The organism is Corynebacterium sp. H113, from assembly GCF_037572315.1.
GTDB lineage: Bacteria > Actinomycetota > Actinomycetes > Mycobacteriales > Mycobacteriaceae > Corynebacterium.
Genome location: NZ_JBBHKZ010000002.1, coordinates 125,712 through 146,315, shown reverse-complemented (window position 1 = coordinate 146,315; position 20,604 = coordinate 125,712). Strand labels below are relative to the sequence as shown.

The 20,604-nt window shown below is 56.8% G+C and carries 26 protein-coding genes; 6 read left to right on the top strand and 20 right to left on the bottom strand.

Features of this window, described 5'->3' with window-relative positions:
* Entirely contained in the window at positions 1–1,257 is a 1,257-nt protein-coding gene (locus WG938_RS01950) for an acetyl-CoA C-acetyltransferase (RefSeq protein WP_339977005.1), read from the bottom strand.
* A gap of 33 nt (positions 1,258–1,290) precedes the next feature.
* The gene (locus tag WG938_RS01945) at positions 1,291–2,061 is read right to left on the bottom strand and encodes an IclR family transcriptional regulator domain-containing protein (RefSeq protein ID WP_339977003.1); all 771 of its coding nucleotides are present in this window, start codon (positions 2,059–2,061) and stop codon (positions 1,291–1,293) included.
* Between the two features lie 98 nt (positions 2,062–2,159).
* Here WG938_RS01945 and WG938_RS01940 point away from each other — a divergent pair, with 98 nt between their 5' ends.
* Positions 2,160–2,909 (top strand): CoA transferase subunit A, encoded by a 750-nt coding sequence (locus tag WG938_RS01940; RefSeq protein ID WP_339977001.1) that lies wholly within the window; start codon positions 2,160–2,162, stop codon positions 2,907–2,909.
* 2 nt (positions 2,910–2,911) lie between these two features.
* A complete protein-coding gene (locus WG938_RS01935; RefSeq protein WP_339976999.1) occupies positions 2,912–3,556 on the top strand; it encodes a CoA transferase subunit B in 645 nt (214 codons plus the stop codon).
* A 104-nt stretch (positions 3,557–3,660) separates the two neighbouring features.
* Here WG938_RS01935 and rplE read toward each other — a convergent pair whose 3' ends face one another.
* From rplE to rplN, 3 genes are read right to left on the bottom strand one after another with little or no spacing between them, the layout of a single operon-like run.
* Positions 3,661–4,215 carry a 50S ribosomal protein L5 gene (gene rplE, locus WG938_RS01930; protein ID WP_339976997.1) on the bottom strand — a complete coding sequence of 185 codons (555 nt, stop codon included), beginning with the start codon at positions 4,213–4,215 and terminating at the stop codon, positions 3,661–3,663.
* A gap of 3 nt (positions 4,216–4,218) precedes the next feature.
* A complete protein-coding gene (rplX, locus tag WG938_RS01925) occupies positions 4,219–4,533 on the bottom strand; it encodes a 50S ribosomal protein L24 (protein ID WP_339976995.1) in 315 nt (104 codons plus the stop codon).
* Positions 4,534–4,902, bottom strand: a complete 369-nt coding sequence (gene rplN, locus WG938_RS01920) for a 50S ribosomal protein L14 (RefSeq protein WP_339976993.1) — start codon at positions 4,900–4,902, stop codon at positions 4,534–4,536.
* Between the two features lie 303 nt (positions 4,903–5,205).
* On the opposite strand from rplN, the gene WG938_RS01915 reads away from it, so the two are divergent.
* The 3 genes from WG938_RS01915 to WG938_RS01905 all read left to right on the top strand — a co-directional run bounded on the left by WG938_RS01915 (position 5,206) and on the right by WG938_RS01905 (position 7,786).
* Positions 5,206–6,408, top strand: a complete 1,203-nt coding sequence (locus tag WG938_RS01915; protein WP_339976991.1) for a multidrug effflux MFS transporter — start codon at positions 5,206–5,208, stop codon at positions 6,406–6,408.
* A 191-nt stretch (positions 6,409–6,599) separates the two neighbouring features.
* The gene (locus WG938_RS01910) at positions 6,600–7,064 is read left to right on the top strand and encodes a DUF2231 domain-containing protein (RefSeq protein WP_339976989.1); all 465 of its coding nucleotides are present in this window, start codon (positions 6,600–6,602) and stop codon (positions 7,062–7,064) included.
* Complete coding sequence (locus tag WG938_RS01905) at positions 7,061–7,786, top strand: VIT1/CCC1 transporter family protein (RefSeq protein ID WP_339976987.1); 726 nt, start codon at positions 7,061–7,063, stop codon at positions 7,784–7,786. Before WG938_RS01910 ends, WG938_RS01905 begins: the two co-directional genes overlap by 4 nt.
* An 18-nt stretch (positions 7,787–7,804) precedes the next feature.
* On the opposite strand, the gene WG938_RS01900 is transcribed toward WG938_RS01905, so the two are convergent.
* The 12 genes from WG938_RS01900 to rpsJ form a co-directional block, all read right to left on the bottom strand.
* Positions 7,805–8,419: a class I SAM-dependent methyltransferase gene (locus tag WG938_RS01900; protein ID WP_339976985.1), complete on the bottom strand. Its 615-nt coding sequence runs from the start codon at positions 8,417–8,419 to the stop codon at positions 7,805–7,807.
* A gap of 170 nt (positions 8,420–8,589) precedes the next feature.
* Complete coding sequence (gene rpsQ, locus WG938_RS01895; protein ID WP_339976983.1) at positions 8,590–8,868, bottom strand: 30S ribosomal protein S17; 279 nt, start codon at positions 8,866–8,868, stop codon at positions 8,590–8,592.
* Complete coding sequence (gene rpmC / locus WG938_RS01890) at positions 8,865–9,101, bottom strand: 50S ribosomal protein L29 (protein ID WP_339976981.1); 237 nt, start codon at positions 9,099–9,101, stop codon at positions 8,865–8,867. The genes rpsQ and rpmC overlap by 4 nt, the downstream gene beginning before the upstream one ends.
* Entirely contained in the window at positions 9,101–9,517 is a 417-nt protein-coding gene (gene rplP / locus WG938_RS01885) for a 50S ribosomal protein L16 (protein WP_339976979.1), read from the bottom strand. The genes rpmC and rplP overlap by 1 nt, the downstream gene beginning before the upstream one ends.
* 3 nt (positions 9,518–9,520) lie before the next feature.
* Entirely contained in the window at positions 9,521–10,264 is a 744-nt protein-coding gene (gene rpsC, locus WG938_RS01880; protein ID WP_339976977.1) for a 30S ribosomal protein S3, read from the bottom strand.
* Positions 10,264–10,626 carry a 50S ribosomal protein L22 gene (gene rplV / locus WG938_RS01875; RefSeq protein ID WP_339976975.1) on the bottom strand — a complete coding sequence of 121 codons (363 nt, stop codon included), beginning with the start codon at positions 10,624–10,626 and terminating at the stop codon, positions 10,264–10,266. The genes rpsC and rplV overlap by 1 nt, the downstream gene beginning before the upstream one ends.
* Before the next feature lie 3 nt (positions 10,627–10,629).
* The gene (rpsS, locus tag WG938_RS01870; RefSeq protein ID WP_013241207.1) at positions 10,630–10,908 is read right to left on the bottom strand and encodes a 30S ribosomal protein S19; all 279 of its coding nucleotides are present in this window, start codon (positions 10,906–10,908) and stop codon (positions 10,630–10,632) included.
* Between the two features lie 14 nt (positions 10,909–10,922).
* On the bottom strand, positions 10,923–11,765 hold the full coding sequence (gene rplB / locus WG938_RS01865; RefSeq protein WP_339976972.1) for a 50S ribosomal protein L2: 843 nt from the start codon (positions 11,763–11,765) through the stop codon (positions 10,923–10,925).
* A 37-nt stretch (positions 11,766–11,802) separates the two neighbouring features.
* The gene (gene rplW / locus WG938_RS01860) at positions 11,803–12,108 is read right to left on the bottom strand and encodes a 50S ribosomal protein L23 (RefSeq protein ID WP_339976970.1); all 306 of its coding nucleotides are present in this window, start codon (positions 12,106–12,108) and stop codon (positions 11,803–11,805) included.
* Positions 12,108–12,758, bottom strand: coding sequence for a 50S ribosomal protein L4 (gene rplD / locus WG938_RS01855; RefSeq protein WP_339976968.1), 651 nt, complete (start codon positions 12,756–12,758; stop codon positions 12,108–12,110). Before rplD ends, rplW begins: the two co-directional genes overlap by 1 nt.
* A complete protein-coding gene (gene rplC, locus WG938_RS01850) occupies positions 12,755–13,411 on the bottom strand; it encodes a 50S ribosomal protein L3 (protein ID WP_339976966.1) in 657 nt (218 codons plus the stop codon). Before rplC ends, rplD begins: the two co-directional genes overlap by 4 nt.
* Before the next feature lie 32 nt (positions 13,412–13,443).
* Positions 13,444–13,749 carry a 30S ribosomal protein S10 gene (rpsJ, locus tag WG938_RS01845; protein ID WP_003938093.1) on the bottom strand — a complete coding sequence of 102 codons (306 nt, stop codon included), beginning with the start codon at positions 13,747–13,749 and terminating at the stop codon, positions 13,444–13,446.
* Between the two features lie 817 nt (positions 13,750–14,566).
* Between rpsJ and WG938_RS01840 the strand changes: the two genes are divergently transcribed.
* Complete coding sequence (locus WG938_RS01840; RefSeq protein WP_339976963.1) at positions 14,567–16,213, top strand: bifunctional hydroxymethylpyrimidine kinase/phosphomethylpyrimidine kinase; 1,647 nt, start codon at positions 14,567–14,569, stop codon at positions 16,211–16,213.
* A 107-nt stretch (positions 16,214–16,320) separates the two neighbouring features.
* Here WG938_RS01840 and tuf read toward each other — a convergent pair whose 3' ends face one another.
* From tuf to rpsG, 3 genes are all read right to left on the bottom strand, one after another.
* Positions 16,321–17,511, bottom strand: coding sequence for an elongation factor Tu (tuf, locus tag WG938_RS01835; RefSeq protein ID WP_339976961.1), 1,191 nt, complete (start codon positions 17,509–17,511; stop codon positions 16,321–16,323).
* Between the two features lie 360 nt (positions 17,512–17,871).
* Complete coding sequence (gene fusA / locus WG938_RS01830) at positions 17,872–20,004, bottom strand: elongation factor G (RefSeq protein WP_339976959.1); 2,133 nt, start codon at positions 20,002–20,004, stop codon at positions 17,872–17,874.
* 127 nt (positions 20,005–20,131) lie between these two features.
* A complete protein-coding gene (gene rpsG, locus WG938_RS01825) occupies positions 20,132–20,602 on the bottom strand; it encodes a 30S ribosomal protein S7 (protein ID WP_339976957.1) in 471 nt (156 codons plus the stop codon).
* Positions 20,603–20,604: the final 2 nt, after the last annotated feature.

The following is a 20,604-nucleotide window of genomic DNA, read 5'->3' as shown; positions in this document are numbered from 1 at the left end:
CTACTTGGTCTCCTTCTCGACGATCGCTGCCAGACCTTGACCGCCACCAATACACATGGTGGCGAGTCCAAGGGTTCCTTCGGATCGCTTCATTTGGTGTGCAAGGGTCACCAGCATGCGGGCACCTGTCGCACCAACTGGGTGTCCCAGGGAAATGCCGGAACCAACGGGATTGAGTCGTGGGTCATCCTTGTCAATACCCCATTCCTTCAGCACCGACAGTGCCTGTGCCGCGAATGCTTCGTTCAGCTCGATGACATCCATATCCGCCAACGAAAGACCGGTCTTGTCGAGAGCCTTTGCCGTCGCAGGTACTGGGCCAATACCCATCGTTTCCGGTGCCACTCCAGCAACCGCCCAACCACGCAGACGCAACATCGGCGTCAAACCCAACTCAGCTGCCTTCGCTCGGGTAGTGACAATCATCGCGGCGGCACCATCATTCTGCCCCGATGCGTTTCCTGCCGTGACCGTCGCATTCTCATCATTGCGTCCAAGTACCGGTTTGAGCGAAGACAACTTCTCGACGGTCGTTCCAGGGCGCGGATGCTCATCACTGGAGATGATGACTGCTGGGTCTTTTCGTCGTGAAGCGGGAACTTCGATGGGGACGATCTCGTCGGCGAAAGCGCCGGACTCCTGCGCTGCCACAGCGCGACGATGCGACTCTGCAGAGAGTTCGTCTTGGACTTCACGTGGGATGGAGTACTCGCTGCGCAAGTTCTCGGCAGTCTCGATCATGCCACCTGGAATCGGATGGTTCTTGCCACCTGCGGTCTCGCGGGCTTGTTGCAGACGATCGATGAAAGCCGTAGTCCCTGCCTTCAGGCCCCAACGAACTTTCGCATCAACGACGTATTCAGTTTGGGACATTGACTCTGCACCACCGGCAATGATGAGGTCTGCAGCACCAGAAGCGATATGCGCTGCTGCAGTGGTGATGGCTTGCAGTCCCGACCCGCAACGCCGGTCTAGCTGCATACCTGGAATCGTTTCGCCAAGACCTGCATCAAGAGCCGCAATCCGACCCAGCGCAGGAGCTGCGCCATTCGGAGATGCTTGGCCGAGAATGACATCGTCGATGTCATCGGCACTTAGCCCTGACTTTTCCACAACTGCTGAGACAACCGTGCTGGCAAGTTGTTGTACAGGAACGTTAACGAATGCTCCGCCGTAGCGACCTACTGGAGTGCGAAGCGGAGTGCACAGCACAATGTCGTCATCGCGAATACTGGCGTCTGGGGTATTGATGGGCATGGTTCTAAGAACTCCTCGTGTCCATCGCACGCGTTATGCCACTTGCATACGTGCGAGATCGTCTGTGATGAGCTGCGCTGCAGCAACTACCTCAGGAACAATGTTTTTCTCGATGTCAGTTAATGAATGAACCGCCGCCTGAGTGGAAACATTGACTGCCGCTGCTACCCGACCATCTGGAGAAAACACAGGTGCTGCGACCGAACGCAACCCCGGCTCCAGTTCTTGGTCGACGATGATCCAGCCTTGACGACGAGCCGTCGCCAACTGCTCTTCCAAATCTGCACGAGCAATCTTCGTCATCGACGTCGTAGCCTCGAATTCCGTAGCATCCAAGTACTCCTTGATGAACTTCGGAGTTTGGAATGCCAACAGAACTCGCCCCATCGATGTGTTAAACGCTGGGAATCGAGTGCCAATTGTGATGGCTACCGTCATGATCTTGCGCACGGGGACGCGGTTGACGTACACGATGTCGCCGTCGTCAAGCACAGAAAGCGACGATGATTCCGAAACTTTCGCAGACAACGCTTCCAGGCGTGGCTGGGCTACCTGAGGCAGCGTCAAGCTGGACAAGTAGCTGTAACCAAGCTCAAGAACGCGCGGGGTCAAGCGGAACTTCGAGCCGTCCGTGGTTGCATAGCCTTCATCCACGAGCGTGTGTAGGAAGCGTCGCGCTGTCGCACGAGAGAGCCCGGTAACTTCTGCAACCTCAGACAGTGTCTGCGCGCTGCGTGTTTCGTTAAAGCTCTTGATAACAGCCAAACCACGCGCAAAAGACTGCACATGCTGCGACGAAACCATGATTCTCCCTTGTGTTCAACGCCATGTTTCCACTCATTCTAGAGTGTTCACAATGCAAACCCTAGTGCACTTTGCGAACATTTGCTAGTGTTGCTGGCATGCTCGACAAACAAATTCCCTCCGCTGAAGAAGCCGTTGCCGATATTTCGACCGGCTCTTCCCTCGCAGTCGGTGGCTTTGGCCTCGTAGGAATCCCTGCTGTTCTCATCGATGCAGTCCTCGCTGGCTCCGCCACCGACCTCACAATCGTGTCCAACAACTGCGGTACCGACGGCTTCGGCCTCGGCAAGCTGCTGCAAGATCACCGCATTTCTCGAACCATCGGCTCCTACATCGGTAGCAACAAGGAGTACTCCCGCCAGTACTTGTCCGGCGAGCTCTCTGTAGAGTTCACTCCCCAAGGCACCCTGGCAGAACGCATGCGCGCTGGTGGCGCTGGCATTCCGGCGTTCTACACCAAGGCAGGCGTCGGCACGCAGCTCGCCGATGGAGGACTCCCGGTTCGCTACAACCCAGATGGCACTGTCGCCGAGTACTCCCCAAAGAAGGAAACTCGCATTATCGACGGCGAAGAATACGTCCTCGAATATGGCATTCGTGCGGACTTTGCATTGGTTCACGCCCACCAGGCGGACCGCTATGGCAACCTGCGCTTCTCTAAGACCGCACGCAACTTCAACCCAGACGCAGCGATGAGCGGCAAGATTACCATCGCTCAAGTCGAGCACATCGTCGACCAGATTCCGCCTGACGACGTTCACGTCCCCGGAATCTTCGTCGACCGCATCGTGCATGTCGGCCCGCAAGAGACTGGCATCGAAAACCGCACGACTCGAGAAGGGAACTAACCATGAGCTGGAATCGTGAACAAATGGCAGCGCGCGTCGCTCAGGAACTACGCAATGGCCAGTACGTAAATCTCGGCATCGGCATGCCAACGCTCATCCCCGGTTTTCTCCCCGAAGATCTTGAAGTCGTATTGCATTCCGAAAACGGAATCCTCGGTGTTGGCCCTTACCCTCTTGATGATGAAGTCGACCCTGAACTCATCAATGCCGGCAAGGAAACGATTACCGCTGGACCAGGCGCAAGCTACTTCTCTTCGTCCGAATCTTTTGCAATGATCCGATCGAAGTCGGTTGATGTCGCAGTACTGGGCGCTATGGAAGTGTCACAGTACGGAGACCTAGCCAACTGGATGGTTCCAGGAAAGATGGTCAAGGGCATGGGTGGCGCGATGGACCTTGTCCACGGCGCAGAAACCATCATTGTGATGACTGATCACCTCACCAAGAAGGGTGAGCCAAAAGTCGTAGCTGAATGTTCGCTGCCGTTGACGGGAGCACGCTGTGTGGACATGATTGTGACTTCGCATGCTGTGTTTACCGTTAGCGCAACCGACGGGTTGACCCTCGTTGAGTGCGCAGATGGTGTGACCATTGACGAGCTGAGGGAATGCACGGGCGCTCCTTTCCGCGTACCAGCCGAGGTATAGCCCCAGGACGAAACGCTTATGCGCTGTTAGTAGCGCAACAAAAAACCACCTCCCAGCGGGAGGTGGTTTTCTTTACGCTATTGCAGCGTTAACTCAAACGAGTCTTACTTCTTGAATGGGAAGCCCAGTTCGCGAAGCAGTGCACGACCTTCGTCGTTGTTGGTCGCAGTGGTAACGACGGTGATGTCCATACCACGTGGGCGATCAATCTTGTCAACGTCGATCTCGTAGAACATGGTCTGCTCAGAGAGGCCGAAGGTGTAGTTGCCGTGACCGTCGAACTGCTGGTCGGAGAGACCACGGAAGTCACGAATACGTGGAAGAGCAACCGTCAGCAGACGATCGAGGAATTCCCACATACGGTCGCCACGCAGAGTAACGCGAGCACCGATGGCATCGCCTTCACGCAGCTTGAAGTTTGCAATGGACTTGCGAGCACGACGGGTCTCTGGCTTCTGACCGGTAATTGCGGTCAGATCTTCGAGTGCACCGTTGATCTGCTTCTTATCCTGTGCAGCAGCGCCAATACCCATGTTGACAACAACCTTGGTGACGCCAGGAACCTGCATGACGTTTTCGTACTTGAATTCGTCCTGCAACTTGCTACGGATTTCTTCGCGGTAGCGGGTCTTCAAACGAGGAGTGTAATTTTCGCTCATGACTTAGATGTCCTTCCCGGTACGGCGGGAGATGCGAACCTTCTTGCCCTCATCGTCGAAGCGGTAGCCAACGCGAGTTGGGGTTCCATCTTCGTCAACGAGCATGACGTTCGACACGTGAATTGGAGCTTCCTGGGTGACGATGCCACCGGAGGATGCGCCACGCTCAGCCGCGGAGTTTGCAACATGCTTCTTGATGCGGTTAACGCCCTCGACCAGAACCTTGTCGCGTGCTGGGTAAGCCTCAATGACCTTGCCCTGCGCACCCTTGTCTGGACCAGAGATGACCAGCACGGTATCGCCCTTGCGGATCTTCACTTAAATCACCTCCGGTGCGAGCGAAACAATCTTCATGAACTTCTTGTCACGCAGTTCACGCGCGACTGGCCCGAAAATACGGGTGCCCTTTGGCTCACCATCAGCCTTGATGATGACTGCTGCATTCTCGTCGAACTTAATGTAGGAACCGTCAACACGACGGGTTTCCTTCTTGGCACGAACGATGACAGCCTTAACGATTTCGCCTGCCTTGACGTTGCCGCCCGGGGTAGCTTCCTTGACAGTTGCGACGATGGTGTCGCCAATGCCAGCGAAGCGTCGGGTCGAGCCACCGAGAACGCGGATGCACATGATTTCACGTGCACCAGTGTTGTCGGCAACGCGCAGACGCGATTCTGGTTGAATCACTGCGGTTCTCCTGACCTGGTTGCATTGTGCGTCAGATTTCCGTCCTAAACGCACGCGGTCTACTTCTTCGTGTACCTCAACATGTCAATAGATCGCTGATCCAGACTTACCGGCGCTTGTACGACACTCACGCAGCTGTTGAGCACAACTCATGCATTATTGCACGTCATCTGTTATGAACAAAATCCCGCTCACTGCACCAGATACAGAGGCGAGTTCGGTGCATCCGCAGTCTGCAACTGGCTGCTTACTCGTATAATTTATTTTTCCTTCTCTTGGAAAGGTCAGTGACAGGTATCCCTATTGACTAAGGCCACCAACACTCCGCAGCCGCGCCTCACCGGCTTCTTTCTGACTGCCCTCGCTCTTCTTTCCTCCGCGGGTGCACTCAGTACTGACATGTACTTGCCCACATTCCCCAACATTGGCAGCGAGCTCAGCACCAACGCATCTCTCGTACAGCTGACCCTCACTGCGTTCATGGTGGGTATGGCGCTGGGTCAGCTTCTATCAGGTTCGCTTTCCGACGGCCTGGGTCGCAAAGGCCTCATGGTTGGCTCAACCATCATCTTCTTTGCGTCGTCTGTGGGTTGCGCCATCGCTCCAAGCATCGGAGTCTTCGTCGCGCTGCGCCTCCTCCAGGGCCTGGCCGGTGGCACGGGAGCTGTCCTTGCCCGTGCAGTTATCCCAGACGTCGCACGTGGCGCTGATGCTGCCCGGGCCTTCTCTCTGCTGATGGCGATTCAGGGCTTCGCCCCTGTGCTCGCACCAATCTTGGGCGGTGTCTTCTCGCCTCTAGTGGGCTGGCGTGGCATTTTCTGGATTCTCGCAGGTTTCAACGTCGCCATGATCATCGTGAGCGTTTTCATCGTGCCTGAGTCGTTGCCGAAGGATCGTCGTAATGCGAATGCGATTCGGTCGCTCTTCCCAGCCATTTGGCGGTGCCTGCGCCGGCGGGAGTTTTTCGGATATCTGCTTGCTTTTGCCGCCGGTTTCGGCGTGATGTTCTCCTACATCGCTGCGTCTCCATACGTGTACCAGGGGCAGTTGGGCATGTCCACGCGCGTCTACGGTTTCGCTTTCGCTGCCAACGCTATCGGGATTACCGTTATGGCCACGGTGAGCGCCAAGCTGGCGGGCAGAGCCGATCCACGAAACCTGCTGATTGGTGGCCTCGTTACCATTGCCGCAGCTTCGGTGGGGCTCCTCTTCAACGGACTCTTTGGCCCTTACCTGTGGGCTACCTTGCCGCTGCTGTTCATCGCGGTGGGGTCCATGGGCTTGATCCTGGGGAACGCGACGGCGCTCGGCACTGCCACTGTGCGCGACATTGGTGTTGGCGCGGGTGCTGGCGCAATGGGCTTTGCGCAGTTCCTCACCGCAGGCATCGTCGCCCCGCTGGTTGGTCTTGGCACCAACTCAGCGTTGTCAATGTCAATTGGCATGGTGACTTGTGCCACGATTGCCCTTTTTGGCGCGATAGTTCTCACTCGAACACTTCGCTAAGGTTCACGGCACCTACCGACGAAGGGCACTTGGAGACAGCACAGCCACCATCCTTAGGAAAACCGCACGTCAGCCGCATGCGCTAAGAGTTTGCTTACCCTTACTACTCTATCTACATACTTGCGTAGTCTGTCACACAGGATAGGTTTGCATCGCTAGACAGCAACCTAAGTCGGGGTTATAACCAAGTCATGTTCGAAAGCATTGCGGGTCTTCCCACGCACCCACTCATCGTCCATCTCGCCGTCGTCGCCGTTCCTGTCGCAGCAATTTTGACCCTTATTTACGCTTTCCGGCCAACGCTCCGAGCCAAGTTTGGCATCGTTACTGTGGCTATTAACTTTGTAGCAGCTGTCGCTACGGTTCTCGCTCGTTCAACAGGTGAAGCCATGCTTCCTTTGGTCAACTTGTCAGAGGAGAACCCTGGGCCTGTCTCCACTCACGCTGCTTATGCCAACTACATGCTGATCGCCGTGGGTCTGATGTTCATCGCAAGTGCCGTGTTACTGTGGCGCGACCGTCGCCAAGCGGAAACACCGGGATCGATCGGAACCATCGCCATCATCGTCATGGCGATCGCAGCTATTGCCTCGCTCGTCTTCGTATTCCTGACAGGTCATGAGGGTGCGGTGCTGGTATGGGAAAAGACGCAATGAGCGACAACATCATCCCAGCTGCCCCAAAAGTAGAACCCCACGACGCTGGCCAGTCGGCGAAACTCAACTGGCTACGTGCCGGTGTCCTCGGTGCTAACGATGGCATCGTGTCCACTGCCCTGTTGCTGCTGGGTGTGATCGCCGCAGGATCATCAACTGGTGCCATTGCCACAGCTGGTGTCGCAGCGATCATCGCAGGCGCAGTATCGATGGCCTTGGGTGAGTACGTATCTGTGTCTACCCAGCGAGACACCGAACGTGCACTCATTGAAAAGGAAAAGGCCGAACTGCGGGACTATCCTGCGGAAGAACATCAGGAACTCGTGCATATTCTGCGCTCGTACGGCATGTCAGACGACATCGCACACGACGCCGCAACCAGCATCCATGACGCCGATCCATTGTCAGCTCATTTGCGCCTAGAGCTGGGCATTGATGGTGAGGACCTAACCAGCCCATGGGCAGCCGCTGGTTCCTCTGCTGTTTCATTCATGCTGGGTGCGATTTTGCCCATGCTCGCAGCAATTCTTGCTCCACGAGAGTCCGGGGTGTGGGCAGTAACTATCGTGACACTCATAGCCTTGGCCATCACCGGTTTCGTCAGCGCAAAGCTATCGGACACTAATCCTGTCGCAGCTACCCTCCGCCTCCTCATCGGTGGCGCGTTGGGCCTGGTAGTCAGCTATTTCATCGGCACATTCTTCGGCGGGGTCGTCGACTAGCCGTAGCGGTATTGAAGTCTAAGCCTTTTCGCACACAGCCACCAGAAAGTTACTGGTGGCATCAAAAGGGCGTAGATCCCAGGTCGAGAACTTCATGCGAATCTCCATCCCAGCCTCGTGCACATCCTGCTCGAACTGAGAGAACTCCCAACCACGCCCCGATCCGAAGCCGAACACTGCCCGAGCGTTGTCCCCCAACACGCTCGCGAGGCCAGTCAACACCTGCATCCGATCTTTGGGATCAATGAATGTCAGCACATTTCCAGCTGCAACTATGGCGTCGAAAGCGCCGTTCTTTGCGACGTCGTCAGCAAGCAAAGACCCCACACCTTTAAGATCCCCCACCAGCCAAGTCGCCATCGGATGCTGGCTTCTCGCTTCACCAATCAAATATGGATCAATGTCAACACCAACCACGGAATGTCCCGCGCCGGAAAGATGACCGCCGACACGCCCCTGGCCGCAACCGGCATCGAGCACCCGGGCAGAACGTGGCACCATCGCATCGATCAGACGTGCTTCTCCATGGATGTCACGTCCCTCCCGTGCAAAGGTCCGCCATCTGTTCGCGTACCGACGAGAGTGCGCCGGGTCAGCCGCAATGATTTCCGCCCACGTTCGATGGTTGCTCATGAAACCCAGTATGCGCGAAACCGCCGCTATGGGTCGGAGCTACCAAACAATCTGGAGCCGACAAGTGATGCATGGGGAATCGTCGCAAAGCGTCCTGTCTGCGTACCCCCAGGGCAAAGAAAACCCACCGCCCAATGGACGGTGGGTAATTCAGGTAAAAGAACTAGCTCTTACTTAGCCTTCTCGACGATGTCGAGCAGACGGTAGTGCTTGTCCTTGGAAAGCGGACGGCACTCTTCGATGCGGACGCGGTCGCCGATGCCGGCTTCCTCGTTCTCGTCGTGTGCCTTCACCTTGGAGCTGGTGCGCATGATCTTGCCGTACAGTGCGTGCTGCTTACGGTCTTCGAGTTCGACAACGATGGTCTTCTGCATCTTGTCGGACACGACGTAACCAGTGCGAACCTTACGTGCGCCAGTCTCGGTCTTGTTCATCTTTTCCTCGCTCATGCTGCATCACCATCAGTTGGGGCTGCGGACAGGCCGAGCTCGCGCTCACGCATAACGGTGTAGATGCGAGCAATGTCCTTGCGGACGGTGCGGAGACGGCTGTTGTTGGTCAGCTGACCGGTAGCCATCTGGAATCGGAGGTTGAACAGCTCTTCCTTAGATTCCTTGAGCTTGGCGACCAGGTCGTCGTTGTTCAGCGAGCGGAGCTCGTGAGCCGGAATACCATTCGACATTAGAACTGATCCTCCTTACGAACGACTCGGGTCTTGATTGGCAGCTTTGCGCCTGCACGGGTCAGGGCTTCAACAGCGGTCTTCTCGTCAGGGTACGACATTTCGAACATGACGCGACCTGGCTTGACGTTTGCGATCCACTTCTCGACTGGACCCTTACCGGAACCCATACGAACGCCGAGTGGCTTCTGGGTCAGTGGGCGGTCAGGGAAGATGTTGATCCAAACCTTGCCGCCACGCTTGACGTGGCGGTTGATGGCGATACGTGCAGCTTCGATCTGGCGGTTGGTGATGTACGCCGGTTCGAGAGCCTGCAGACCGTAGTCACCGAACGTCACGGTGTTGCCACCCTTGGACATACCCGAACGGGTTGGACGGTGCTGACGGCGGTACTTAACGCGCTTCGGGATGAGCATGAATTAGCCCTCCTTCTTCTCAGAGGCGCGCTGACGACGCTTACCACCACGGCGTGGACGCTCGTTGCGGTCGCGACGGCGGCGATCGCCACCTGCGTTCATCTCGGACTCGCGACGGCCACCGATGACGTCACCCTTGTAGATCCACACCTTGACGCCGATGCGTCCGAAAGTGGTGTGAGCCTCGTGGGTACCGTAGTCGATTTCCGCGCGCAGGGTGTGCAGTGGAACGCGACCCTCGTGGTAGCGCTCCGTGCGACCCATCTCCGCACCGCCGAGGCGGCCGGAGCAAACAACCTTGATGCCCTTAACCTGTGGCTGGCGCATTGCAGACTGAATAGCCTTGCGCATCGCGCGGCGGAAAGCCACGCGGTTGGTCAGCTGCTCAGCGATAGACTGTGCAACCAACTTAGCGTCAGCGTCAACGTTCTTGACTTCGAGGATGTTCAGCTGAACCTGCTTGCCGGTGAGCTTTTCCAGCTCGCCGCGAATGCGGTCTGCTTCCGAACCACGACGACCGATGACGATGCCCGGACGTGCGGTGTGGATGTCGACGCGAACGCGATCACGGGTGCGCTCGATGACGACGTCGGAAATACCAGCGCGCTCGAGACCGGTGGACAGCAGATCACGGATCTTGATGTCCTCGGCGAGGTAGTCAGCGTACTGCTTGTCGGCGTACCAGCGGGACTTCCAGTCGCTGGAAATACCGAGTCGGAGGCCGTGTGGATGAATCTTCTGACCCACTATCGGTCACCTTCCTTCTGGCTCTCGACGACCACAGTGATGTGGCTCGTGCGCTTGCGGACGTGGAAAGCACGGCCCTGCGCACGTGGGCGGAAGCGCTTCATGGTTGGTCCCTCGTCAGCGAAGCATTCAGAGATGACCAGGGTGCGTGGATCCAGGCCGAAGTTGTTCTCTGCGTTTGCAGCAGCAGAAGCAACCAACTTGGCAATTGGCTCGGAAGCGCCCTGAGGAGCGTATTCCAGCATTGCCAGTGCCTCGGATACGGACTTACCGCGAACGGTGTCCAGAACACGGCGTGCCTTCATTGGAGTCACGCGGACGAAACGCGCGGTTGCGCGTGCAGAGGTGATGTCGTTGCTCATGGCTTATCGACGTCCCTTCTTGTCATCCTTGATGTGACCCTTAAAGGTCTTGGTTGGGGCGAACTCGCCCAGCTTGTGGCCAACCATAGAGTCGTCCACGAATACCGGCACGTGCTTGCGACCGTCATGGACGGCGAAGGTGTGGCCGATGAAATCTGGGAGAATCGTCGAGCGGCGGGACCAGGTCTTGATGACCTGCTTGGTGCCCTTTTCGTTCTGAGCGTCTACCTTTGCGAGGAGGTGCTCATCAACGAACGGGCCCTTCTTAAGGCTGCGTGGCATTGTTTGTTACCTCCTTAGCGCTTCTTGGACTTGTTGGCACGGCGACGACGAACGATCAGCTGGTCGCTCGGACGGTTAGGCTTACGGGTGCGGCCTTCCTTCTGGCCCCATGGGGACACAGGATGGCGACCACCGGAAGTCTTACCTTCACCACCACCGTGTGGGTGGTCGACTGGGTTCATGACGACACCGCGAACGGTTGGGCGCCAGCCCTTCCAACGCATACGGCCGGCCTTACCCCAGCGGATGTTGATCTGGTCTGCATTGCCAACTTCGCCCACGGTCGCACGGCAACGTGCGTCGACGCGACGGATTTCAGAGGACGGCATACGCAGAACTGCGTACTTGCCTTCCTTACCCAGCAGCTGGATGGATGCGCCAGCAGAACGGGCAAGCTGTGCACCTGCGCCTGGCTTCAGCTCCACAGCGTGGATGGTGGTACCAGTTGGGATGTTGCGCAGTGGCAGGTTGTTACCAACCTTGATGTCAGCATTTGCGCCGGACTCAACGATTGCGCCCTGCTTCAGGTTCTTTGGCGCAATGATGTAGCGCTTTTCACCATCGAAGTAGTGCAGCAACGCGATGTTCGCGGTGCGGTTTGGGTCGTACTCAATGTGTGCGACCTTTGCTGGAATGCCGTCCTTGTCATTACGACGGAAGTCGATGACACGGTACTGACGCTTGTGTCCGCCACCCTTGTGACGAGTGGTGATGTGGCCGTGAACGTTACGACCACCGGTCTTCGACAGCGGGCGCAGCAGAGACTTCTCTGGAGTCGAGCGAGTGATTTCGCTGAACTCAGAGACGGAGCTCTGGCGGCGACCCGGCGTAGTCGGCTTGTACTTACGAATAGCCATACTGTTGCTCTTCCTTTAACTTCCTCGTCGGCCCGCGTTAGCTAGCCGAACCGCCGAAGATGTCGATGGGATCGCTGCCGGCCGCGAGAGTCACGTAGGCGCGCTTGGTTGCCTTGCGCTGACCGTAGCCGGTGCGGGTGCGCTTACGCTTACCCTCACGGTTGACGGTGTTCACGCTAGCGACCTTCGCACCGAAGATCTCCTGGACCGCGATCTTGATCTGGGTCTTGTTAGCGTCGGGATGAACTAGGAACGAGTAAACGTTCTGCTCCATCAGTCCGTAGGACTTCTCCGACACAACCGGGGCGAGAATAATGTCGCGGGGATCTGCGATGGTAGCCATTACTTCTCCTCCTTCTCACCAGCGGTACGGGTGATGAACGTATTCAGAGCCTGAACTGCGAACACAACATCGTCGGCCTTCAGCACGTCGTAGGTGTTCAGCTGATCCTCAGAGAGGGCAGCTACGTTCGGCAAGTTGTTAACCGACTTCCATGCGGCAACGTCTTCACGAGGAAGAACAACCAGCACAGACTTACGGTCGGTTAGGCGCTCGATGAAAGTACGAGCAGCCTTGGTCGATGGGGTCTGACCTGCAACCAGTTCTTCAACAACATGGATGCGATCATGACGAGCACGGTCCGACAGAGCACCGCGGAGTGCAGCTGCAACCATCTTCTTCGGGGTGCGCTGCGAGTAGTCGCGTGGCACTGGGCCGTGAACAATTCCGCCGCCGGTCCAGTGAGGTGCACGAATCGAGCCCTGACGAGCGCGACCGGTACCCTTCTGGCGCCATGGCTTACGGCCACCGCCACGAACCTCTGCGCGGGTCTTTACCTTGTGCGTACCCTGGCGAGCTGCTGCCTGCTGGGCAACAACAACCTGGTGCATCAATGCAACAGAAGCCTCTGCGTCAAAGATCGAAGCTGGCAGTTCTACGGAACCGTTCACGCCACCGTCGGCGGTGTGGACATCAAGCTTGAGGTTTGTCATGCGTGAGCACCACCCTTCACAGCGGTCTTGACAACCAGGAGGCCACCACGGTTACCAGGTACTGCGCCCTTAATGAGCAGCAGGTTGGCATCAGTGTCGACCTTCTGAATCTTCAGGTTCTGAGTCGTGACGCGGTCCTGACCCATGCGACCAGCCATACGCTTGCCCTTGAAGACACGCGCTGGGGTTGCACAAGCACCAATGCCACCGACACGACGGTGAGCAGCCTGGTTACCGTGACCTGCACCCTGGCCAGCGAAGCCGTGGCGCTTCATAGCGCCGGCAAAGCCCTTGCCCTTGGTGGTGCCGGTTACGTCGACGTACTCGATGTCGCCGAAGATGTCGACACCGACACTCTGTCCAACCTCGTAAGAGGAAGCGTCTGCAGTACGAATCTCCACCATGTGGCGACGTGGGGTAACGCCGGCCTTCTTGAAGTGGCCGGTGTTTGGCTTGTTGACCTTACGTGGGTCAATCTCGCCGTATGCGATCTGAACGGCATCGTAGCCGTCAGTTTCCTTCGTGCGCACCTGGGTAACAACGCATGGCCCAGCCTCAACGACGGTAACCGGAACAACGCGGTTATCCTCGTCGAAGATCTGGGTCATGCCGAGCTTTGTGCCCAGGATGCCCTTGATCTCGTTTTCACTCATTTATCTAGTCTCCGCTGCCAAAAAGTCCGGGCTCACTGAATGTTCACATCGACGCTTGCAGGAAGGTCGATACGCATGAGCGCGTCAACCGTCTTTGGCGTCGGATCGAGAATGTCGATGAGGCGCTTATGCGTACGCATCTCGAAGTGCTCGCGCGAGTCCTTGTACTTGTGCGGCGAGCGGATGACGCAGTAAACGTTCTTTTCGGTTGGCAACGGCACTGGGCCAACCACGCGTGCACCCGTACGGGTCACAGTCTCGACAATCTTACGCGCAGAAGCGTCGATTGCCTCGTGGTCGTAGGCTTTGAGCCTGATGCGGATCTTTTGTCCCGCCACGCTTGTCCTCTCCTCGGTCGGCGCGCCCTCTTAAGGGCGTCGACCCTGTCAATGTCTTTTAGCTCCGGTTGTTGACTATGGCCAGCGCCAGAAGCGTGAAGATACTGGGTGTGTAGTTGATCTAGTGACCCCGTCTTCGCAACATGGCGCTTAACAGCGCACATGTTCCGAGCGGACGAATTCACATCTACTCTTCCCAGTTCGACGAAAGGAGTCCCCCGATAAACGTGGTGCCTATTGCCTACTGCCGCTGTTTAATTGCCATGCCACTTCCGTCCCCCGCGGTCGGGCGTGTCGCCCTGTATTTGACCTGGGAGCACGCGACTTATCCCCGTTTCCCCATTTTCATGAGTCTGCGGTTCAAGCCAACGTGGCCATGCTCGCTCCACCAGCGACGCTTCATTTCATGTCGGTACCGGTTCCGATTAGGCCTCGTACTGCACATGGCGAAAACGCCGTGTTAAAGCAACTCGTGTATTTAAACACGTTGGTACCCGATTTCCCAAATCCCTTTTCGGAAGAATTGCCCGCTACACGCATTTTGTGTCGAGATTCACAAGCTCGGCGGATCCGCATACGGTCTTGCCCACTCATCCCGGAGGCTCAAAGGCTGTTTGTTCGAACGCCTCCCAGCTCGAACCACTAGCTTTGCTAGCCTTTACCCAAGTGACATGGGGTGCGCACAGAGTTTTTTTCACACCTTGCTTGCTCAAATGCAAAACGAACGCCCATTCTTCAATGGTCGGTGTAATTGGATAGCGCTGAGATTAGACCCGTTGAACCTGCTCTAGCTCGAACTAGCGAAGGAATCGTCAAAATGCCAAACAGTTTTAGCCCACACGCCAATCCCCGCGATGGCAAACTGCCATCGATCCCCCGGGTGCTTTCCATCGCCGGCACCGACCCATCTGGTGGCGCCGGCATTCAAGCTGATTTGAAGTCCATCGGTGCAGCTGGCGGTTACGGCATGTCCGTCACCACTGCACTGGTCGCACAGAATACCCAGGGAGTTCGCGAGATTTTTACTCCGCCACAGAGCTTCCTTACTAGTCAGCTCAATGCAGTTGGCGATGACATCACTATCGATGCTGTCAAGATCGGCATGTTGGGTGATGCCGAAACAACGCACACTGTTGAACAGTGGCTTTACCAAAATCCCGGCCCCATTGTTGTTCTCGATCCTGTGATGGTCGCGTCTAGCGGGGATTCCCTGCTGAACTCCTCCGCTGAAGCCTCGGTACGAGAGTTGGCTGCCAAGGTTGACGTGATCACACCGAATATTCCTGAGTTGGCGGTGCTCGTCGAAAAGCAACCGGCGGCGGATCTGGAGGAGGCTATCGCGCAGGCTCTCGAGTTTGCAGAGCGCACCGGTACTACCGTCCTGGTCAAGGGTGGCCACCTCGAGGGCAAGTGGGCCGACAATGCTGTGGTGACTGGCGACGGCAACGTTGAGCGCATCCCGACGGCACGGATTGAAACGAAGAACACCCACGGCACCGGGTGCTCGTTGTCTTCAGCACTGGCAACACGGCTGGGCATGGGCGAGACCGTTGCAGATGGTGCTCGTTGGGCAACCGAATGGTTGCACGATTCAATCTGGCACGCAGACAAGTTGCACGTCGGCAATGGCAATGGCCCTGTAGACCACTTCCATCAACTGCGGAGTGCCGCCGCTGCAGGTTCTGCGCGACCGTGGCTTCTGAACTCCTATATCACTAGCGCTCCGCAGCTTTCTGAGGACGAGCTGCCAGGTTACAGTCCTCGCATCAAACCTGCAGGCCCTTTCACCGAGGCATTGTGGAACGCTAGTGCACCGATCTGGAAGCAGATCTTGAGTTTAGAGTTCCTGCTTGAGCTTCGAGATGGCACGTTGAGCGATAGCTCGTTCACGTTCTACCTGCAGCAAGATGCGCACTTCCTCAAACAGTGTTCCCGAGCACTGGCTATGATCTCGGCAAAGGCACCAGATTCTGCAGATCAGATCGCTTGGTCGAATACGTCTCACGAGGTACTAGCAGCTGAGGCGGAAATCCATCGCACCTGGCTCGGCGAACGAGACGGCAGCTTAGACAAGGTCGACATTTCTCATGACGAGTACCAAGATCATGCAAACTATCACGAGGCGTCACCGGTAACTCTCGCTTACACCAATATGCTTGCCGCGACGGTCAGCGTCCGTGACTACGTGGTTGGCGCCGCTGCGTTACTCCCCTACTACTGGGTATACGCCGAAGCTGCACTTCGATTGTCCGAACACAACCACGCTTGGCACCCATACTCGCAGTGGCTGAACCTCTACGGTGGCACCGATTTCGTAGAAAGCACGCAACTTGCGCTCGATCGTGTCGAACGCGCGATGGCTGCCGCGAACGAGCCCCAACGACGCTTGGCCACCCGCCACTATCTCTACGCCTTCATGCACGAACGCGAGTTCTTCGACCAGGCACAGCGTCTACGCTGGTAGTTCGCGTGTGCTTGGCGACGTAGCCGTCGTCAAGCACGAGACCAGCACTATGGCAAAAATCCCCGCTAGGAAAACCTAGCGGGGATTATTAGTGCGTAATCAGACGATTACTTGTTGATCTTGGTTACACGACCAGCACCAACGGTACGGCCACCCTCACGGATAGCGAAACGCAGGCCCTCGTCCATAGCAACTGGCTGGATCAGGGTGACGGACATGTCGACGTTGTCGCCTGGCATGACCATCTCGGTGCCCTCAGGAAGCTTCACAACACCGGTAACGTCGGTGGTACGGAAGTAGAACTGTGGGCGGTAGTTGTCGAAGAATGGGGTGTGGCGACCACCCTCGTCCTTGGACAGGATGTAGACAGAACCCTCGAACTCGGTGTGAGGGGTGTAAGCACCTGGCTTAGCGATAATCTGGCCACGCTCGATGTCTTCGCGCTTGATACCACGGAGCAGCAGACCACAGTTGTCGCCAGCTTCAGCGGAGTCGAGCAGCTTGCGGAACATCTCGATACCGGTAACGGTGGTGGTCTGAGACTTTTCCTTGATGCCAAGGATCTCGACCTCGTCGTTAACGTTCAGGGTACCGCGCTCAACACGACCGGTAGCAACGGTGCCACGACCGGTAATGGTGAAGATGTCCTCAACAGGCATGAGGAATGGCTTGTCGGTCTCACGAACTGGATCTGGGATGTTCTCGTCGCAAGCTTCCATGAGCTCAGCGATGGAGTCAACCCACTTCTCTTCGCCGTTCAGGGCGCCCAGAGCGGAGATGTGAACGATTGGAGCCTCTTCGTCGTAGTCCTGCTCAGCCAGAAGCTCGCGGACCTCCATCTCGACGAGCTCGATGATTTCCTCATCGTCAACCATGTCGCACTTGTTCAGTGCGACGAGGATGTATGGAACGCCAACCTGGCGAGCCAGGAGGACGTGCTCGCGGGTCTGTGGCATTGGGCCGTCGGTAGCTGCAACAACCAGGATAGCGCCGTCCATCTGGGCAGCACCGGTGATCATGTTCTTGATGTAGTCAGCGTGACCTGGTGCATCGACGTGAGCGTAGTGGCGCTTCTCCGTCTGGTACTCAACGTGGGAAACGTTGATGGTAATGCCACGTTCCTTCTCTTCCGGTGCCTTATCGATGGCATCGTAAGCGAAAGATTCGTTCAGCTCTGGGAACTTGTCAGCCAGAACCTTGGTGATGGCGGCGGTAGTGGTGGTCTTGCCGTGGTCAACGTGACCGATGGTACCGATGTTGACGTGCGGCTTCGTACGCTCGAACTTCGCCTTTGCCACTGTTAGTCCTCCTGGACGTCTAGGTGGCCACGACTCTCGCAGCCACAATTTTGTGGGTACCTACCCTATTGCTGTCATTGAACACCAGCGGAATCTGTATCGATTCCTTGCCGATCAATGCCGCACAGTTGAGTAAGTATATTTTTCACTGTGCCAGTTACTCGATACTAGGGCACATTACTAGTCAATTCCAAACTAGTACGTACCCCAAATGTGACGAGGTAACGGCCGGCAAATCACACCTACACTTTTTCTGCAGTTAAACAGCTGATCTTCGCTTCACGACGATCGTGTTGATGCAATTTGCGAGCCGCTACCCCGCTCCCCCGGCAGGGGAACGAGGAGCGATTCTTTAAGAAACTAAGCGCCGGTGCGCTCAGAAATGATTGCCTCTGCTACGGAGGATGGAACCTCAGCGTAGGAATCGAAGATCATGCTGTAGTTCGCACGACCCTGGGTCTTGGAGCGCAGGTCACCAACGTAGCCGAACATCTCGGACAGTGGAACCAGCGACTTAACGACCTTGACGCCAGCGCGGTCTTCCATGGAGTTAACCTGGCCACGGCGAGAGTTAATATCGCCGATAACCTCACCCATGTAATCCTCTGGAGTGACAACCTCGACTGCCATCATTGGCTCGAGCAGTACTGGCTTTGCCTTCTGTACTGCTTCCTTCAGGGCCTGCTGACCAGCGATCTTAAAGGCCATTTCCGAGGAGTCGACGTCGTGGTACTGACCGTCGAGAAGGGTTGCCTTGATGTTCACCAGTGGGTAACCAGCGACGGTACCGTACTGCATTGCATCCTGAATACCCTGGTCCACGGATGGGATGTATTCCTTTGGAACACGGCCACCGGTAACAGCATTCTCGAACAGGTAGGTAGCGTTTTCGCCTTCTTCCAGCTCATCGGAGCTTGGAGCGTATGGCTCCAGGGCGATGATGACCTTAGCGAACTGACCCGAACCACCGGTCTGCTTCTTGTGGGTGTACTCGTGCTTTTCGACAGGCTTGCGAATGGTTTCGCGGTAAGCAACCTGTGGAGCGCCCACGTTTGCCTCAACCTTGAATTCGCGCTTCATACGGTCGACAAGAACGTCGAGGTGAAGCTCGCCCATGCCGCCGATCACGGTCTGGCCGGTTTCGTCGTCAAGCTTAACGGTGAAGGTTGGGTCCTCTTCAGCGAGGCGCTGAATTGCGGTGCCCAGCTTCTCCTGGTCAGCCTTCGACTTTGGCTCGATTGCAACCGAGATCACTGGATCTGGGAAGCTCATAGACTCGAGAACAACGGGAGCGTCCATTGCACAGAGGGTGTCACCGGTGGTGGTGTCCTTCAGGCCAATGAATGCGTAGATGTTACCTGCGGTTGCTTCGTCGACAGGGTTCTCCTTGTTGGCGTGCATCTGGAAGAGCTTGCCAACGCGCTCCTTCTTGTCCTTCGTAGCGTTGAGAACCTGAGCACCTGGCTCAATAACGCCCGAGTAAACGCGGACGAAGGTCAGCTTGCCGAAGAATGGGTGAGCAGCAATCTTGAATGCAAGTGCAGAAAATGGCTCGTCGCGGGAAGGCTTACGAACCATGTCGACGTCCTCGTCGCCCATCTTGTGGCCGTGAACCTCGCCCACATCGAGTGGGGTTGGGAGGAAGTCAACAACAGCGTCGAGCAAAGGCTGGATGCCCTTGTTCTTGTACGCGGTACCACAGTAAACCGGGTAGATCTCGGAGTTCACAACCATCTTGCGGATGGCGCCCTTGATCTCGTCCATGGTCAGTTCTTCGCCGCCGAAGTACTTTTCCATGAGCTCTTCATCGGACTCTGCAACGGTCTCGATGAGCTTCTCGTGGTATTCCTGCGCCTTGTCAGCAAGCTCAGCAGGAATGTCAGTGACGGTAGCTTCGGTACCGATCTCGGTCTTGCCTGGCCACATCAGCGCCTTCATCTGCAGAAGGTCGACGACGCCGTCGAAGTCATCTTCTGCGCCGATTGGGAGCTGCATAACCAATGGCTTTGCACCCAAGCGGTCGACGATGGTGCCGACGGTGTACTCGAAGTCAGCGCCCAGCTTGTCCATCTTGTTGACGAAGCAAATACGTGGAACGTCGTACTTCTGAGCCTGGCGCCACACCTGCTCGGACTGAGGTTCAACGCCTTCCTTGCCGTCGAAGACTGCTACCGCACCATCGAGAACACGCAGGGAACGCTCAACCTCAACGGTGAAGTCAACGTGGCCTGGGGTGTCAATGATGTTGATCTGGTTGTCGTTCCAGAAACAGGTAACAGCAGCGGACGTAATGGTGATGCCGCGCTCCTTCTCCTGCTCCATCCAGTCAGTGGTAGCGCCACCGTCGTGGGTTTCGCCCACCTTACGGTTGATGCCCGTGTAGTACAGGATTCGCTCGGTCGTTGTCGTCTTACCAGCATCGATGTGAGCCATGATGCCGATATTGCGGACCTTGTGTAGGTCCTTCTTGACGGGAAGTGCACCTTCAGCCACTTGATTCCCCACTCGTTTCAGATCGTTTGGCGTTATTGGCTAACCGCTTTTCGGATAGCACATTAAACGCGGTCGGTCGGGTTGCTTTATCTATTTTGCCACCAATTGAACTTGGTGGCAGGTCGAACTACCAGCGGTAGTGAGCGAAGGCGCGGTTTGCCTCAGCCATCTTGTGAGTATCCTCACGACGCTTGACGGAAGCGCCAAGGCCGTTAGAAGCATCGAGGATCTCGTTAGCCAGACGCTCGGTCATGGTGTTCTCGCGACGCTGACGGGAGAACATGAGGAGCCAGCGAAGTGCCAGGGTGTTGCCACGACCTGGGCGAACCTCAACTGGAACCTGGTAGGTTGCGCCACCAACACGGCGGGAACGAACCTCAAGAGCAGGCTTTACGTTGTCGATCGCACGCTTCAGAGTGAGCACTGGATCGGTACCGGTCTTCTCGCGGCACTGCTCAAGTGCACCGTAGACGATGCGCTCAGCGGTGGACTTCTTACCGTCGATGAGGACCTTGTTGATGAGCTGGGATACCAGCGGGGAGCCGTAAACTGGATCGTTTACGACTGGGCGCTTTGGAGCGGGACCCTTACGTGGCATGG

Excerpts from the sequence above, each read along its gene's own strand:
- WG938_RS01950 (WP_339977005.1), bottom strand. The coding sequence starts at position 1,257 with ATGCCCATCAATACCCCAGACGCCAGTATTCGCGATGACGACATTGTG.
- WG938_RS01945 (WP_339977003.1), bottom strand. The coding sequence starts at position 2,061 with ATGGTTTCGTCGCAGCATGTGCAGTCTTTTGCGCGTGGTTTGGCTGTT.
- WG938_RS01940 (WP_339977001.1), top strand. The coding sequence starts at position 2,160 with ATGCTCGACAAACAAATTCCCTCCGCTGAAGAAGCCGTTGCCGATATT.
- WG938_RS01935 (WP_339976999.1), top strand. The coding sequence starts at position 2,912 with ATGAGCTGGAATCGTGAACAAATGGCAGCGCGCGTCGCTCAGGAACTA.
- rplE (WP_339976997.1), bottom strand. The coding sequence starts at position 4,215 with ATGAGCGAAAATTACACTCCTCGTTTGAAGACCCGCTACCGCGAAGAA.
- WG938_RS01910 (WP_339976989.1), top strand. The coding sequence starts at position 6,600 with ATGTTCGAAAGCATTGCGGGTCTTCCCACGCACCCACTCATCGTCCAT.
- WG938_RS01905 (WP_339976987.1), top strand. The coding sequence starts at position 7,061 with ATGAGCGACAACATCATCCCAGCTGCCCCAAAAGTAGAACCCCACGAC.
- WG938_RS01900 (WP_339976985.1), bottom strand. The coding sequence starts at position 8,419 with ATGAGCAACCATCGAACGTGGGCGGAAATCATTGCGGCTGACCCGGCG.
- rpsQ (WP_339976983.1), bottom strand. The coding sequence starts at position 8,868 with ATGAGCGAGGAAAAGATGAACAAGACCGAGACTGGCGCACGTAAGGTT.
- rpmC (WP_339976981.1), bottom strand. The coding sequence starts at position 9,101 with ATGTCGAATGGTATTCCGGCTCACGAGCTCCGCTCGCTGAACAACGAC.
- rplP (WP_339976979.1), bottom strand. The coding sequence starts at position 9,517 with ATGCTCATCCCGAAGCGCGTTAAGTACCGCCGTCAGCACCGTCCAACC.
- rplV (WP_339976975.1), bottom strand. The coding sequence starts at position 10,626 with ATGAGCAACGACATCACCTCTGCACGCGCAACCGCGCGTTTCGTCCGC.
- rpsS (WP_013241207.1), bottom strand. The coding sequence starts at position 10,908 with ATGCCACGCAGCCTTAAGAAGGGCCCGTTCGTTGATGAGCACCTCCTC.
- rplB (WP_339976972.1), bottom strand. The coding sequence starts at position 11,765 with ATGGCTATTCGTAAGTACAAGCCGACTACGCCGGGTCGCCGCCAGAGC.
- rplW (WP_339976970.1), bottom strand. The coding sequence starts at position 12,108 with ATGGCTACCATCGCAGATCCCCGCGACATTATTCTCGCCCCGGTTGTG.
- rplD (WP_339976968.1), bottom strand. The coding sequence starts at position 12,758 with ATGACAAACCTCAAGCTTGATGTCCACACCGCCGACGGTGGCGTGAAC.
- rplC (WP_339976966.1), bottom strand. The coding sequence starts at position 13,411 with ATGAGTGAAAACGAGATCAAGGGCATCCTGGGCACAAAGCTCGGCATG.
- WG938_RS01840 (WP_339976963.1), top strand. The coding sequence starts at position 14,567 with ATGCCAAACAGTTTTAGCCCACACGCCAATCCCCGCGATGGCAAACTG.
- rpsG (WP_339976957.1), bottom strand. The coding sequence starts at position 20,602 with ATGCCACGTAAGGGTCCCGCTCCAAAGCGCCCAGTCGTAAACGATCCA.